Raw genomic sequence first — 15,074 nt, 5'->3', positions numbered from 1 at the left:
CGGTTATGCCGGATACAGATTATGGATATGCATTGAAAATGGGAAGAAAGCGGTATCAGGATGCTTTAGCAAGAGGCGAGTATCCATACCTTCCCGTGCTGGATAACATTCTGGCGAATACAGATATTGTAGCAACTGTCAATCTGGGGGTAATGGATATTCCTCTGGCAAAAATGGTAGGGACAAAGACTGCAGAGCGTTCCAGCTCCTTTGCCAGTAATTTTATGCCCCTTTTGCCGGAACGGTCCGAATTTGGGGCTAAATGGACATCCCTTTACAAGTATCAGGTAGAGGAGGGAATCCAGGAACCGGTTGTTGCCTACGAATTTATGAATCAGTTTTACGTTCAGGAGGGAAATAAGCGGGTCAGTGTAATGAAATATCTGGGTGCCTACAGCATACCGGGAAGCGTAACGCGCCTGATCCCCAAACGTACAGATGACAAGGAAAACAGGCTGTATTATGAATTTCTGGATTTTTACCGCATTTCTTCAAACTGTGATGTATGGTTCAGCAAGGAAGGCAGCTATAAGAAGCTTTTGGAACTGATGGGAATGGAGCCGGATCAGGTCTGGACTCAGGAGGAACGTTTATTTTTCCGCTCCTCCTACGGGCGTTTTGCAAAGGCCTACAGCATGGCCCATGGGGATCAGCTTCAGCTCACAGAGGGAGATGCATTTTTAGTCTATATCGAAATCTACGGTTACGACAGCGTAAAAGGACAGACAGAACGGGAAATGTACCGGGCGCTGATGAAAATCTGGGAAGAGATCCAGCTTGCTAACCGGGGACGGAAGGTAGAGCTGATCGAAGAACCGGAGGAAATGGAAACGGAGCATAAACCGTCCATATGGAAATGGCTTCTTCCGGCAGATGATATGCCGGAGCATTTGAAAATCGGATTTGTTTATGCGGATACCATTGAAAATTCCAGCTGGAATTACGGCCATGAGCTGGGGCGGCAGTATCTGGAGGAGGCCTTTGAGGGGCGTATTTCCACGGTAGTTATCGAAGGGGCAGATACAGAAGGGGATATCGCCCGGGCCATAGAAAAACTGGTTCAGGCCGGCTGCACCATGATATTTACAACAAATTCCAAGATGGTAAATCAGAGCGTGAGATCCGCCATTCTGCATCCTGAGGTAAAGATTTACAACTGTTCTGTAAATATGTCCTATTCCTCTATCTGTACGTATTATGCAAGGATGTATGAGGCAAAATTCCTTATGGGAGCTATAGCGGCAGCCGTTTCCAGAGAGGATAAGCTGGGGTATATTGCAGATCAGCCCACCTATGGGATTCTTGCAGATATCAACGCTTTTGCCATGGGCGCGCGGATGATCAACCCTTATGTAAAGGTATATCTGGAATGGCGCAGGATCAACCATGAAAAGACAGCGGCAGAACGGCTGAGAGAACAGGGGATCCGGTACATTTCCGGAAAGGATATGATTATCCCCAGACATCCGTCCAGGGAATACGGCCTTTATGTACAGGAAGATAATGGAGAGGTTTTCAATCTGGCTTCGCCTATCTGGAACTGGGGGAAATTCTACGAGCAGATGATCCAGCTGGCCTTTGAAAGCAATGAGGAGCTGGAAGCCAGAAAGGGCAAAAAAGCGGTTAATTACTGGTGGGGAATGTCGGCAGATGTGATCGACGTAATCTGTTCCGGAAACCTGCCTCACGGTACGCTGCGCCTGATTGAATTTCTGAAAAATTCCGTTCGTTCCGGAAGCTTTCATCCCTTTGACGGTTTCATGTATGACCAGGAGGGAATCATCCGATGCAGGGAGGGAGAACGTCTGCGCTCAGAAGATATTGTAACCATGAACTGGCTGGCTGAAAATGTAGTGGGACGCGTGCCGGATCTGGAAGAATTGAATGACGAGGCAAGAGAACGGATGCAGCTTCAGGGCATCCGTGTAGACGAGAGTGTACAGACGGAGAAATAGCGGTATGAATATAATGATTTTATCAGATCAGGAGTCAAAGCTCCTGTATGAATATTATGATCCTGAGAGGATTAAGGACATTGACCTTTTGATTTCCTGCGGAGATCTTCCGCCGGAATATCTGACTTTTTTTGCCAGCGTGTGTCATGCGCCTTTAGTTTATGTAAGGGGCAACCATGACAATAAATACGCCTATAAGCCGCCGGAGGGCTGTATCTGCGTTGAGGACGATATTTATGTGTATAAGGGAGTCCGGATCCTGGGGCTGGGAGGTTCTATGGAATATATTCCGGGCTCGGCCAACCAGTACACAGAGCGCCAGATGCGGGCCCGCGTCCGAAAGCTGAGATGGAAGCTTCTCTGGCACAGAGGCTTTGATATCCTTGTAACCCATGCGCCGGCTTTCGGCCTGAATGATATGGAGGATCTGCCTCACCGGGGCTTTAAAGCATTTCTTACCCTGATGGATAAATACCACCCGAAATTTTTTTTCCACGGCCATGTCCATGCCAATTACGGAGGAAAATTTAAACGGAAGGATACATATGGAAGTACGACCGTGGTGAACGGATATGAATTTTATGTGGTGGAGTATCCGGAGGGGGAGGAGAAGTAAATTTCGCGCATAAAATCCCACCATTTACAAATACTACATTTACAACCAGTCTTAAGGATAAATGGAGGTACTTTTTCAATGATTTCAGAAAGAGTACAAAGATGTAAAATGGAGGAAACTGCGAAATGAAAGCTACAGGAATTGTAAGAAGAATCGACGATCTGGGGCGGGTGGTAATACCCAAGGAAATCCGGCGCACCCTTCGGCTGCGTGAAGGAACACCTCTCGAGATTTTTACAGACCGTGAGGGAGAGATTATTTTAAAGAAGTATTCTCCCATGATGGAGCTCACTGCTTTTGCTGGCCAGTATGCAGATGCCATGGCCCAGTCTACCGGACTGATCGTCTGTATTACAGACCGGGATCAGGTAGTGGCTGTGGCGGGCGGCTCCAGAAAGGAGCTGCTGCAAAAGACTATAAGCCGTTCTCTGGAGCAGGCCATCAACGACCGTATCACCTATCAGGCCGGAAAGGATGAAAAAAATGTGATTCAGCTGGTAGATGAAGAACTGGAGGGCATTACCGCCCAGGTGATTGCTCCTATTATCTGTGAAGGGGACGCCATTGGTTCTGTCTCCCTTATGAGCCGGGAACCAAAGGCACGGTTTGGCGAGATGGAAATGAAGCTGGCAGTCACTGCCGCCGGATTTCTGGGACGGCAGATGGAAAGTTAAGAAATTAAGAAAGGAAAGACGATGAATGTTCGCCTTTCCTTTTTTTATTCCCCTTTATCATTCGGAGAATGAAGCTTGTGTTTTTTCCTGTATTGCAGGGGACTGCAGTCGGAAAGGGCTTTAAAGGTTCTGGAAAAAGAACTTAAATTGTGGTAACCAACCAGTTCACTGATCATTTCAACAGAATACTCGCTGTTGATCAGATAATTTTTAGCGCAGGTCATTTTGCATTCAATCAGAAAATCTCCGGCAGTAGTTCCAAGAACCTCTTTAAAGAGGTAGTACAGCTGGGTTTTACTGATATGAAAGTGGTCGGCAAGTGAATCTGCAGAAATAGGGCATTGGATATGGCTGTGTATAAACTCGCATATTTCCATTACAAGATGAGAATGGTTTTTGTATAGAGCGCTTTGGACATTCCCGTAAGATTGCCAGTAAAGCTGATTTACCATTAAAAGAAACTGCCCTAAAAGGAATTTGATATGAAGTACAGTTCCGAAGCTGTCCTGACAGGGGGAAGCAGAATTGACAAGCTTCAGCTGAGAAATCATCTGATCCATCAGGTACAGCCAGTGGATTTGCTGACATTCGGGCGCTGAAAGGATGATGGGATGCTCCATCCGGCTTACATTAAAGCTTTCCAGAAGGTTAACCTCCTGAGTGGAAAGAGGTGAGATAAAAGAGGGTGAAAAGTAAAGAACATACCGGTCACACAGGCCGCTTCCGGGATCTGTAAAGAAATAATGAAGATCCATGGAATTAAGAAGAACCAGACTGTTTTTGGGGATCGACCGGATGCCTTTTTCCGTCCGGCATTTCACATTAGAAGAGATTGTGTAAATGACCTCCAGCTGCTTATGCATATGGAAGGTCTTTTTTTCTGTCTGCGGGGCAATCTTATGGGCAATGGAAAATTCATCGGGGAAATTTTCCAAAAAGCTTTTGTAAAGAGTTGACATGGGTTCTCCTTTGAATAAAATGCAAAAAAACATGATTTTTATATCAAAAAATAATTTGTGCATATTATATAATAAAAATCAAGAAAACACAAGAATAAACAAATAATTTCATGAACATATTGAGAAATTGTTTAAAACAGACGGTGGAATTGTATGATTGAAACGATAATTGAAAAGGCAAATGAGTCAAAAAAGCTTTTAGAGGAAATTGCATATATTTCCGGAAATGAACGGAATGAAAATACCATAAAGCCTCTTTTGAAAAAGGCGGTGTGCTGCAAGCTGATGATACCGGAGGATGAAACAGACGATATCAGAAAGCTTATCATATTAAGCATTAAAAGCCGGAATAAGGAGGACGCTTCTCTGCCGGATCAGGTGATTCAGTCGAAAATAGAAAAATATGACTGTCATCAGAGTAATCTGGTGACACAGAAAAAAACGCTTTTGATACTTTTTATTGAAAAGGAACTGGGAATTCATTTTACGGATGAGGATGCAGTTGAAATTGCTTCCATAGATGATTTATGCCGTATGGTTATAAAGTATGGAAAGACAGGTGAGGAATATGGAACAACAGGAGATACGCAGTAAGTTCCCTGTTTTCAGTCAGAATAAAAGGCTGGTTTATCTGGATAATGCAGCCACCTCCCAGAAGCCCGAAGGGGTAATTGACAGGGTAAGGCAGTTTTATTTATCAGAAAACTCCAACATTCATCGGGGGAATTATCCACTCAGCAGCAGGGCGTCAGAATACTATGCGCACTCAAAACAGACGGTCAGCCATTGGATTGACGCACGTACGCCGGAGGAAATTGTATATGCAAAAAGCAGTACAGAGGCAATTAATCTCGTGGCTGCCGGAATGGATGGCCTGACAGGGCCGGAGAACAATATAGTAACTACGGAGCTGGAGCATTCCTCCAATTATTTTCCATGGAAGGAGCTTTGCCGGAGAACCGGTGCACAATTCCGGGTGGCAGAAGCAGAAGAGGATGGATCTTTAAAGACAGAGAAGCTGCTGAAATTAATAGACTGCCATACAAAGCTTGTTGCTGTTACAGGCATGTCAAATGCAGGCGGTTTCTGTCCCGATTTAAAGAAAATTATTTCTGAGGCACATAACAAAGGCGCTCTGGTACTGGTGGATGCCACCCAGCTGATTGTTCACCGGATGATTTCCGTCCGGGAATTGGACTGTGATTTTCTGAGTTTTTCCTCTCATAAAATATACGGTCCCATGGGACTTGGGGTGCTGTATGGAAAGCAAAGCTGTCTGGAGCTGATTCCCCCTCTTCTGTATGGAGGGGATATGGTTTTACGGGGAGACGGAGATCAGATCATATATAAAAGCAATACAGAAAAGTTCGAAGGCGGAACCCAGAATATCGGAGGAGCGCTGGGACTGGAGGCGGCAATTGAATTTTTACAGGAAAATGAGTTTGAAGCGCTTTTAGAGCATGAAAAGGCTCTTGCAGCTTATACAAGGCAAAGGCTCGAAAAAATAAAGGGCCTGCATATTTTAAATTCCGGTCCGGACAGTCCGATTATCCTGTTTGAAATGGATGGGATAGGGGCTTATGATGTGGGAGTGCTTTTAGGACTTAAGGATATTGCAGTCCGATGCGGTTCCCATTGCGCATACCCCCTGATGAAGCGTCTGGAGCGTCAGAGCCTGTGCAGGGTGTCGCTTGCAGTTTATAACACAAAGGAGGATTCAGACCGTCTGGCAGCTGCCCTGGAAGGGCTGAACAGTCTGAGAAAGGTATGAGCATAGAGGAAAAAATTAAAAAGTATACGCAGGATTTCAGCGAGCTGTGCGATCCGTTCTCTCAGGGGGAATACCTGATCGGGCTGGGAATAGGAAGGCTGGATGAACAGGAGATACGCAGGGATCAATACCGGATTGAAGGCTGCAAAACGGGAATATGGACAGAGGTTCTGAAAGAGAACGGCCTGATTTATTTCAGGGCCGACAGTGATTCTGTTCTGGTAAAAGGCATTTTACATATATATAAGGATCTGTATGACGGAAAAAAAGAAACAGAGATATGGGAAAATCCGCCGGAGTTTCTGAAATGCATTTCAGATGATGTGATTTATCCGGAAATAAAGGAAAATGGACTTTTCAAATGCTACTGGAAAATGGCGCATTTTGAAAATAGAACAAAGAACATGTTAGAGGAGGAAATAAAGCTATGAAGTATGCAATGGATGTGAAGGTAAACTTAAGACCGGTGTTTTCCAATCTGGTACATTCTGATTACTGGGAGGGACCCTGCCGTGTAGGACCGGAAGAGACTGGTACTCCCGAATATGAAAAGCGTCTGGGCAAAGAAGAGTTTAAGCAGTGGTATGATGAACTGAAGGCAAATCTGGATCTGACCCGATGCAACCTGATGGAGCCTGTTTACATTGAGTTTGATGAGAGCTTTGTAGTAAAGGATTCCGAATTTGACAAGCTTCTTCCTGAGAACCATGAGGTTGATTTATATCTGATTACATACCGTGTTCCCGGAATTGAACGGCTGAGAAAACCGATTTCAATGATTAACCTGGGACCTACTCCCATTGACCTGATCGGCTTTTACCGTGATATCGGCTTAGAGGCATATATGGCTCATGATTATGAAGAGTACAACAAGATTCTTACTAATCTTCAGGTAAGAAAGGCAGTAGCCAATACCAAGATTCTGATTCTTTCCAATACGGAGCAGACGCCGGCTTCTGTAAACACGAGTACTTGCGATCTGACCCATCTGTTTACGCAGTATGGCATCCGTAACAATCGTATCGACTTCCGTCAGATTATGAAATACTATGATGATACACCTGTAGATGAGGGTATTCAGAAAGAGGCAGAGGCACTGGTAGAGGGCGCTCAGAAGACAGATGTTAAAACGGAATATGTTTGCAATGACCTTCGCTATTTCCATGCAGTAAGAAAGATGATGGAACAGTATGACTGCAATGCATTTACAACACCCTGTAAGGAGCTCTGTGCCAGTCGGATTCCGTGGGAAAAGAAATTCGTTCCCTGTCTGTGCCATTCTTTAAATAAAGACGACCGTATTCCTTCTGCATGTGAAGAGGATCTGGCAGTCTGGATGGCAATGATGATGATGATGTATCTTACCAGACAGAGCGTGTTTATGGGAAATCCTGTACTGGTGCTTAAGGGAAGCAAAACTCTGGAGCAGCTGGGAATGCCGAACCTGTTAACACAGCCCGGACAGACCTTTGACCATGATGTTCTGGAAATCCATCATGCAGTTCCAACCAGAAAGATGAACGGTTTCGGAGAGCCTGAGCAGAAATACGAGCTGGCACCGTTTACCACCCATGGATGGGGAACGCATTACCATGTAGATATGAATGAGCATGAAGGACAGGTTGTGACCTTTGGCCGTTTCAACAGACGGGGCACAAAGATGATGGTTGCGGTAGGACATACCATTGGATGTGAATTCCGTCCTGTTTACTGCAGCCCTGCTGTTTACTATGACGTAGAAGGCGGAGCAAGAGAATTCCGTCAGGCACTTGCCAACGGCGGCTACGGGCATCATCAGGCCATTATTTACGGAAACCATGTAAAAGAGCTTCAGGAGCTGGGAAAGGTAGTTGGCTTTGAGGTAGAGTATTTCCACTAAATTAAAAGATATATTTTGCCGGTATCCTCTGGGGAAAGATTTTGGGATACCGGCAGGATTTGCTGTAAAAAGGACTGTATATGAGGGAGGAAATTTTATGAAGTACAAAAAAATGATTGCACTTATAGCTGCTGCCGGAATGATTGGTACACTGGGAGGCTGCGGCTTAAAAGCGCCGGAAAAACCAAGCCAGGCTCCTTCCGGGGAAACGGAGCAGGCACCAAAGGAGACGTCTGCAAAGGCAGACGGAGCCGTTACCCTTGTTTATGCAGAGGTAAACTCCATTGATTCACTGGATGGGGAAATTGCCACTTTTTTTAAGGACAAAGTAGAGGAAAAAACTAACGGAAGCGTTGTGATTGATATTCAGGCCAGCGGTGTGCTGGGAGCTGAGGCAGATGTTCTTGACGGAATGACAAACAACAGCGGAACGGTGGATTTATGCCGTATTTCCTGTTTTGCCTTAAACAGCTATGGAGCAAAGCTGTCTTCCTTATTGAGCGTACCGTTTACCTTTGAAAACAGAGACCAGTTCTGGAAATTTACGGAAACAGATCTGGCACAGAAGATTCTTGCAGAACCGGAAGAACTGGGACTTGGCATTCACGGACTGTATTATCAGGAAGAGGGCTTCAGAGATTTCTTCATGTCTGAGGAAGTAAATGGAATTGAAGGTTTAAAAGGAAGAAAAATCCGTGTATCCAGTGATCCGATTCTTACAGGCGTAGTAGAAGCTCTGGGGGCATATCCGACAGTAATATCCTTTAATGAACTGTATACCAGCCTGCAGTCCGGAGTGGTAGACGGCGCAGACCAGCCGGTGCCTCTTTATGAATCAAATGCATTTAATGAGGTTGCGCCCAATGTAATCCTGTCCCATCATACCATGTCAGCTTCAGAGGTTGTCGTATCAGATGCATCCTGGGCAGAGCTTTCAAAGGGACAGCAGGATGCCATTATGGAGGCCGGAAAGGAAACCAGCCAGTACGCAAAAGAGCTTTCAGAAAAAGAAGAGTCTGAGAGTATTGCCCGCCTGAAGGAAAAAGGTGTTAAATTTACAGAAGTAACAGATTATACGCCCTGGAAGGAAGCCTGCGCTGACATCATTTCTCAGTATACAAAGGGAATGGAAGAGGAGTATAAGCAGATTACTTCTTTAGCTGAATAAAGTCTGTAAGCTGAAGGAGGGGAATTATGACTGAGGAGAAAAAGGTAAAAAAAGGAATACTGGATTATTTATACAGTATTATTAAAGTAATCTGTAAGCTGTTTCTTGTGGCGGAAATTGCAATTACCTCAATGGCAGTTGCGGGAAGGTATATTCCCTTTATTCCGGACCCTGCCTGGAGCGAGGAGATGACGCTGACCTGTATGATTTATATGGCATTTATAGGAGCAGCTCTGGCCGTTCGAAAGAAAACTCACATTCGAATGACATCTCTTGATCGTTATATGCCGGAAAAGCTGGTAGATGGGATAGAAATTTTCGATGATCTTCTGGTGCTGGCATTTTCTCTGATGCTGGTATTTGTGGGATTTCCTTATGCGGTAAATGCGGGAAAAGCAGTTTATGTCAGCCTTCCGTCGCTTTCCAGATTCTGGCTGTATGCGCCGGTGCCCTTTGCTGGCGTGGCAATGTGTATTTTCCAGTTGGAAACGCTGGTTAAGGATATAAGGAAATTTCTGGGAAAGGGGGAAGCCGTAAGTGGACAGTAATACAATCGCAGTAATTATTCTTTTAGCTACGTTTTTTATTTTAATCCTTCTTCGGGTTAATATTGCATTTGCAGTGGGGATCGCGTCCTGTCTCTGTCTGCTGTATCTGGGGATTCCTCTTTCCAATGTGTGCCAGCAGATGGTAAAGGGCCTGAATTCCTTTTCATTGATGGCAGTGCCCTTCTTTATCACCATGGGAGGACTGATGGGAAGCGGCGGTATATCAGAGAGGCTGATTATGCTTGCCGATTCTATGGTAGGCTGGATGCGCGGAGGCGCAGCCATGGTAAATATTCTGGCATCCCTGTTTTTTGGAGGTCTTTCAGGATCAGCCTCTGCAGATACGGCTTCTTTGGGAAATATTGAGATTCCCATGATGGTAAATATGGGATATGACGCTGATTTTTCTACGGCTGTTACCATCACATCCTCTGTTGAGGGACTTTTGATTCCGCCCTCCCACAACATGGTAATTTACGCAACTGCTGCAGGCGGACTTTCTGTAGGCGCTCTGTTTATGGCCGGATATATTCCGGGCGTAATGCTGGCTCTTTCCCTGATGATCGGTTCTTATATTATCTCAGTTAAGAGAAATTACCCCAAGGGCCAGCCCTTCCATCTGAAAACCTTTATCAAATGCTTTAAATCAGCCATCTGGGCTCTGTTGTCTGTATTGATTGTAGTGGTAGGCGTTGTATTTGGAGTACTTACCGCTACAGAATCCGCAGCAATCGCAGTTATCTACAGTCTGATCGTAGGCCTGTGCATCTACAGAGAGATGACCTGGAAGGATGTATGGAACGCTCTGGGCGAATGTATTGATACCTTATCAATCGTACTGATTCTCTGCGGCACATCCAGTATTTTCGATTACTGCCTGACCTATCTGCATGTTCCGGATCTGGCAGCCAATGCGATTATCGGTTTTTCAGAAAGCCCGATTGTGATTGCCCTTCTGATCAATGCGATTCTGCTGGTACTGGGATGCGTAATGGATATGGCCCCGATTATCCTGATCGCTACGCCCATCCTGCTGCCGGTAGCAACCAGCATAGGAATTACCCCTATTCAGTTCGGTATTATTATGGTATTAAACTGCGGAATCGGTCTTTTGACTCCCCCGGTTGGAACCTGCCTGTTTATTTCATCGGCAATTTCCCATCTGCCGATAGAAAAGATTGCAAAGGCAACACTTCCGTTCTATCTGTGCATGATTCTGGTACTGATGCTTCTTACGTTTGTTCCGGGATTTACCATGCTGCTTCCCACTCTTTTTTATGGGGGATAAAATAAGAATATGGTAAATAAAAACGGCTCCCTGTCCGATGTGGTGTGATGTGTTGGATGGGGGCCGTTTTTTGAGTAAATTTTTCGGAAAAAAAAGAAAGGGAAAAATGGGAACGAAGCGGATCGTCCGGACAGAAATAGGAGAAGGATGTGCGATGAGGGAAAGAATGTTTCCGAAAGATTGAAAAAACAGGATAAAGAAGGGGGGAATACGGCAAAAATTGTATATAATGCACAAAAACGATGTAAAATTATTGTGGAAAAATACGTTTACATTCCCATATATAACAGGTAACATAGAAATTGTAACCCAAAAGTAAACGATAACGAAAACATTTACGTTAACGTTTACTTAACAGTTTTCGCTGGCCAGCAAAGGAACTGAAAAAATGAGCAGATCAACAACCACACTGAAGCAAATTGCAGAAACAGCAGGCGTTTCTATCACAACTGTACACCGGGTGCTGAATGGCAAGGAAGGCTGCGGTGAACAGCTGCGGACACGCATTATGGAAATTGCAAAACAGCAGGGATACGAGATTAATTATGTAGCGTCTTCCCTTCGAAAAAAACCAATCCATATTGCGGTGATTTTTCCAAAAAGCGATGCAGACAGCCATCTGTATGTTCAGGAGATTCTGAATGGATATTTTCAGGAAAGAGAAGAGGTTGAACCCTATAATATTATTTTTCAGGAATATTATTATCCGGCTTATGATTTGGAGAGTATGGTATTTTTATCCTGTCTGAATAATATTTATCAGGAACGGCCATTTCGCTATGATGGAGTAATCGTTTATAAAGAGGATCTGGGAGATGACAGGCGGTATACCGCTATTTTGAACCGTATTATGGGAAAACGGATTCCTGTTGTCATTCTGCAGAAATGCCGGGATGATACGCAATACTCCTGTCTGGTAGGTCCGGATGAAGAGCTTGCAGGTAAAATGGCCGCAGAGCTTATGGACAAGATGACAGTTGGGGAGGGAAACATAAAGATATTCAGTCAGGATCTTCCGTTTGCAGATAAGAATGCAGCTGTATTTGCAGAAGAATTAAAACGCAGACGTCCGGAACTGAGGTGCAGTATAACTGCACTGAAACTGAATGAAGAGCAGTCAGAACGAATCGCCCGGGAGCTGTCAGAAGGAGAGTACCCGTCAGGCATATACTTTACATGTGCCCGTCATACAGCGGCATTTCTCAGAATTGATCCGAAGATACGAAGAAATGCAGGAGCGGTGATTGGAAGCGAACTGTTTGAGGAAAGCTGTCAGGCATTGCAGACAGGCGCGCTGGACGCTGTGATTGATAAAAAACCCTTCAGTGTAGGATATCAGGCTCTGAAACTGCTGTTTAATAATATCGTTAAGAATGAAAAGCTTCCTGTAAGGTACAGTGTTCTTCCGCGTATTATTATTCAGTCCAACAGTTATGTCTACTACAGAAGAAGGAAAGAAAAGTATGGAAGCAGCGAAGAAACGGAATATAGCATATATTGAAAATGTGAAAAATGCTCCGGCATTTGGACTGAGAGATAAGATAGGATACCTGTGCGGCGACCTTGGCTTTAACAGCCTGCAGGTTATTGTAAACAGTTATCTGATGTTGTTCTGCGTTAATATTTTAGGTATGAATGCAGTTCATTTTGCAGGTATTGTGTTTATATGTAAGGCGTTGGATGCGTTAAATGACACATTTATCGGGAGAACGGTGGATCGCCGTGCACCTGCTAAAAATGGAAAAATGAAGCCGTATCTGCTGTGGTTTGCAGTTCCGTATGCCATATTTACGCTGATACTATTTATGAATGTTCACGCTATGCCGTATGCAGCAAAAATAGCATGGGTATTGATCATCTATTTTTTCTGGGGTATTATAGGTACCTTTATCAATGTTCCTTATGGAGCAATGTCCAATATTATTACTACGAATCAGATTGAGAGAACGGAGCTTTCCAATTTCCGAAGCATAGGAAGTTTTGCAGCCAGCATGGGAACGACAACCATTGCGCCTCTCCTGCTGTTTGACCAGAATAATGATCCAATTGCCGGAAGATTTATTCTGCTGTCTGTTATTTTAGGAGTGTTCTGCACAGTATGTCTGTTTTTGGCACATACCCTGATTCATGAACGCGTTCTGGTGGAAGAAGTTAAGGTTAATGAAAATGGTGAGAAGATTAACTATCTTCAGGTAGCAAAATCCTTTCTGCATAATCGGGTTATGATTGCGGTAGTTGCATCATATGTGATCGTTAAATTATTTATACAGCCGGTATCTACTTTAAACCAGTATGTATTTATGACATATTTTCAGGACACATCCAGTCTTGCTATGGCATCTCTTACTACAATGGGGCCAATGCTTTTGGGAATGGTATTTTTGAAGCCTCTTGTAAAACGCTTTGGAAAAAAGGCGCTTGTTACATGGCCGCTTCTGGGATCGGCACTTATGCATGGAGCCAATATGCTTCTTCCTCTTGGACCTAAAGAATGGATTTTCTGTCAGCTTATGGCATCTGCATTTATTACCTGCCTGAATCTTTTATTATGGTCTCTGATCGCAGACGCAGTAGATTATCAGGCGTATCTGACCGGACAGAGAAATGATGGAACGGTCTACGCAACGATTACATTTATTGTATTTTTTGCTGCAAGTGCCAGTACATCGATCATTGCTCTTCTTTTGGAGGCAGTTGGATATGATCCGACTCTGGGTTCCATGGGACAGCTGGCAGGCGTACCAGAAAAAATCAAAATGCTGGGAGGCGCGTGGCCTATGATTGGCGCTCTTCTTTCATTTGTCTGCTTTAAATTTATTTACAATGTAAGCGATGCACGAATGAGAGAAATCAGCGAGGAACTTCGCAGAAAAAGCGAGGAGACAGAGGAGAGAATTTTAAATGAAAATGCAGAAAATGAAGCATGAAATAACTGAGATTGCGCCCAATACCTGGTGTCTGAGTGAGTTCAGGCTGGTGAATGCCTTCTTGGCAGAAGGAAAAGAAAAGGCCGCTTTAATTGATACCGGCTGCGGGATTGGAAATCTGGGAGAGACAGTAAAAGAGCTGACGCAGAAGCCGGTTGAAATTTTTCTGACCCATGGTCATGCAGATCACAGCGGAGGGATCTATACCCTTCCCCAAAGCCCGGTATATATGATGAAAGAGGATGAAAAACTGTTTCAGGAAATGCCTGCTACGAATGAGATGCGCCGGTTTTATGTAAAGACCCGGGTGCCGGTCCGTTATCCGGGTGAAGGCAACGTGGAAGCGATAACCGCTCTGATACCTGAGCAGGAACCGGAATATACAGGGGAATATACGGCTGTTAAGGATGGGGATATTTTTGAGCTGGGGGAGAGAACATTAACAGCATTACATACGCCGGGACATTCAGAAGGAAGCGTATGCTATCTGGACAGTCAAAGCCGCGTGTTATTCAGCGGAGATACGGTGAACCATAGCATTATTTTAATGCGTCAGCCTGATAATGACAAACGTCTGATTCGGATTTATCATGAAAGCCTGAAGAAAATCTGGGAACAGCAGGAAAAATTTGACAGACTTGCAATCGGACATGACGGAATCCTTTTAGATAAGGCAATAGTAAAAGATTATCTGGAACTGACGGGAGGACTTCTGGATGGAAGCATTGTGGGAAAATATGAAGAGATAGGATTCAGAAAGGGAGATGTTGCACGTTTGGGACAGGCAGAACTGTGGTATCAGTGTGATGAATAAGAGGGGGTAAACGCAAAAGGGAGCGGTTTAAGGAATCGCTCCCTTTTGACTGCTTCTGTGCTGCCAGAGTATTAATAACTGCGGTGAGGCGTTCCAGTTTAAGTCCTCGTTTTTGGGCGAGTTTCAGATCTTTTCGGAATTGGTTGGAGGGAACAATGTTAAGCATCTGCAAGTACCTCATCCATTAAATCCTCAAAAGATGAGTATCTCTTATATTTGTCCGGATGTTTCTTCATCTCACCATACTCTGCAAGTGCCGCTCTGGTTTCAGCATTTGGTGTTATCCGCTTTACTTCAAAAGGTATACCATCGTGGCTGACAGCGCTTTTAAGAAACATAGTAATTGCAGATGACATATTAAGTCCGAGATCCGCAAACAGTGCTTCAGCAGACTGTTTTAGTTCTGTATCAATACGAACATTGATATTAGTTGTAGCCATGAAAATTACCTCCTTTCATTTAACTTTAGTATATG

At 44.4% G+C, this 15,074-nt stretch carries 16 protein-coding genes; 14 read left to right on the top strand and 2 right to left on the bottom strand.

Annotated features, from left to right (window positions below; translation table 11 throughout):
- Positions 1-5: 5 nt before the first annotated feature.
- The 3 genes from BN3656_RS01265 (at position 6) to spoVT (ending at position 3,245) form a co-directional block, all read left to right on the top strand.
- The gene (locus tag BN3656_RS01265; protein WP_066543259.1) at positions 6-1,955 is read left to right on the top strand and encodes a BMP family ABC transporter substrate-binding protein; all 1,950 of its coding nucleotides are present in this window, start codon (positions 6-8) and stop codon (positions 1,953-1,955) included.
- A 4-nt stretch (positions 1,956-1,959) separates the two neighbouring features.
- Positions 1,960-2,571, top strand: a complete 612-nt coding sequence (locus BN3656_RS01260) for a metallophosphoesterase (RefSeq protein ID WP_066543258.1) — start codon at positions 1,960-1,962, stop codon at positions 2,569-2,571.
- Positions 2,572-2,696: 125 nt separating this feature from the next.
- Positions 2,697-3,245 carry a stage V sporulation protein T gene (spoVT, locus tag BN3656_RS01255; protein ID WP_066543255.1) on the top strand — a complete coding sequence of 183 codons (549 nt, stop codon included), beginning with the start codon at positions 2,697-2,699 and terminating at the stop codon, positions 3,243-3,245.
- Between the two features lie 44 nt (positions 3,246-3,289).
- On the opposite strand, the gene BN3656_RS01250 is transcribed toward spoVT, so the two are convergent.
- Positions 3,290-4,204: an AraC family transcriptional regulator gene (locus tag BN3656_RS01250; RefSeq protein ID WP_066543250.1), complete on the bottom strand. Its 915-nt coding sequence runs from the start codon at positions 4,202-4,204 to the stop codon at positions 3,290-3,292.
- A gap of 153 nt (positions 4,205-4,357) precedes the next feature.
- On the opposite strand from BN3656_RS01250, the gene BN3656_RS01245 reads away from it, so the two are divergent.
- The 11 genes from BN3656_RS01245 (at position 4,358) to BN3656_RS01200 (ending at position 14,599) form a co-directional block, all read left to right on the top strand.
- Positions 4,358-4,798, top strand: a complete 441-nt coding sequence (locus BN3656_RS01245) for a hypothetical protein (RefSeq protein WP_066543248.1) — start codon at positions 4,358-4,360, stop codon at positions 4,796-4,798.
- Entirely contained in the window at positions 4,773-5,975 is a 1,203-nt protein-coding gene (locus tag BN3656_RS01240; RefSeq protein WP_066543247.1) for an aminotransferase class V-fold PLP-dependent enzyme, read from the top strand. Before BN3656_RS01245 ends, BN3656_RS01240 begins: the two co-directional genes overlap by 26 nt.
- Positions 5,972-6,406: a SufE family protein gene (locus BN3656_RS01235; protein WP_066543244.1), complete on the top strand. Its 435-nt coding sequence runs from the start codon at positions 5,972-5,974 to the stop codon at positions 6,404-6,406. The genes BN3656_RS01240 and BN3656_RS01235 overlap by 4 nt, the downstream gene beginning before the upstream one ends.
- Positions 6,403-7,854, top strand: coding sequence for a hypothetical protein (locus tag BN3656_RS16555; RefSeq protein ID WP_066543240.1), 1,452 nt, complete (start codon positions 6,403-6,405; stop codon positions 7,852-7,854). The genes BN3656_RS01235 and BN3656_RS16555 overlap by 4 nt, the downstream gene beginning before the upstream one ends.
- A gap of 97 nt (positions 7,855-7,951) precedes the next feature.
- Complete coding sequence (locus tag BN3656_RS01225; RefSeq protein ID WP_066543238.1) at positions 7,952-9,022, top strand: TRAP transporter substrate-binding protein; 1,071 nt, start codon at positions 7,952-7,954, stop codon at positions 9,020-9,022.
- Positions 9,023-9,048: 26 nt separating this feature from the next.
- Positions 9,049-9,570: a TRAP transporter small permease gene (locus BN3656_RS01220; RefSeq protein ID WP_066543233.1), complete on the top strand. Its 522-nt coding sequence runs from the start codon at positions 9,049-9,051 to the stop codon at positions 9,568-9,570.
- Positions 9,560-10,858 carry a TRAP transporter large permease gene (locus tag BN3656_RS01215; RefSeq protein WP_066543231.1) on the top strand — a complete coding sequence of 433 codons (1,299 nt, stop codon included), beginning with the start codon at positions 9,560-9,562 and terminating at the stop codon, positions 10,856-10,858. Before BN3656_RS01220 ends, BN3656_RS01215 begins: the two co-directional genes overlap by 11 nt.
- 147 nt (positions 10,859-11,005) lie before the next feature.
- On the top strand, positions 11,006-11,152 hold the full coding sequence (locus BN3656_RS16550) for a hypothetical protein (protein ID WP_167544845.1): 147 nt from the start codon (positions 11,006-11,008) through the stop codon (positions 11,150-11,152).
- A 94-nt stretch (positions 11,153-11,246) separates the two neighbouring features.
- Positions 11,247-12,359: a LacI family DNA-binding transcriptional regulator gene (locus tag BN3656_RS01210; RefSeq protein ID WP_066543229.1), complete on the top strand. Its 1,113-nt coding sequence runs from the start codon at positions 11,247-11,249 to the stop codon at positions 12,357-12,359.
- Positions 12,322-13,785 (top strand): glycoside-pentoside-hexuronide (GPH):cation symporter, encoded by a 1,464-nt coding sequence (locus BN3656_RS01205; RefSeq protein ID WP_066543226.1) that lies wholly within the window; start codon positions 12,322-12,324, stop codon positions 13,783-13,785. Before BN3656_RS01210 ends, BN3656_RS01205 begins: the two co-directional genes overlap by 38 nt.
- Positions 13,760-14,599: an MBL fold metallo-hydrolase gene (locus BN3656_RS01200; RefSeq protein ID WP_096807378.1), complete on the top strand. Its 840-nt coding sequence runs from the start codon at positions 13,760-13,762 to the stop codon at positions 14,597-14,599. The genes BN3656_RS01205 and BN3656_RS01200 overlap by 26 nt, the downstream gene beginning before the upstream one ends.
- Positions 14,600-14,757: 158 nt before the next feature.
- On the opposite strand, the gene BN3656_RS01195 is transcribed toward BN3656_RS01200, so the two are convergent.
- Entirely contained in the window at positions 14,758-15,039 is a 282-nt protein-coding gene (locus BN3656_RS01195) for a type II toxin-antitoxin system RelB/DinJ family antitoxin (protein ID WP_066543225.1), read from the bottom strand.
- Positions 15,040-15,074 lie beyond the last annotated feature (35 nt).

It is taken from the genome of Clostridium sp. AT4 (assembly GCF_001517625.2).
GTDB lineage: Bacteria > Bacillota > Clostridia > Lachnospirales > Lachnospiraceae > Enterocloster.
The sequence above is the reverse complement of the archived record's forward strand: the minus strand, read 5'-3'. Positions and strand labels throughout refer to the sequence as shown.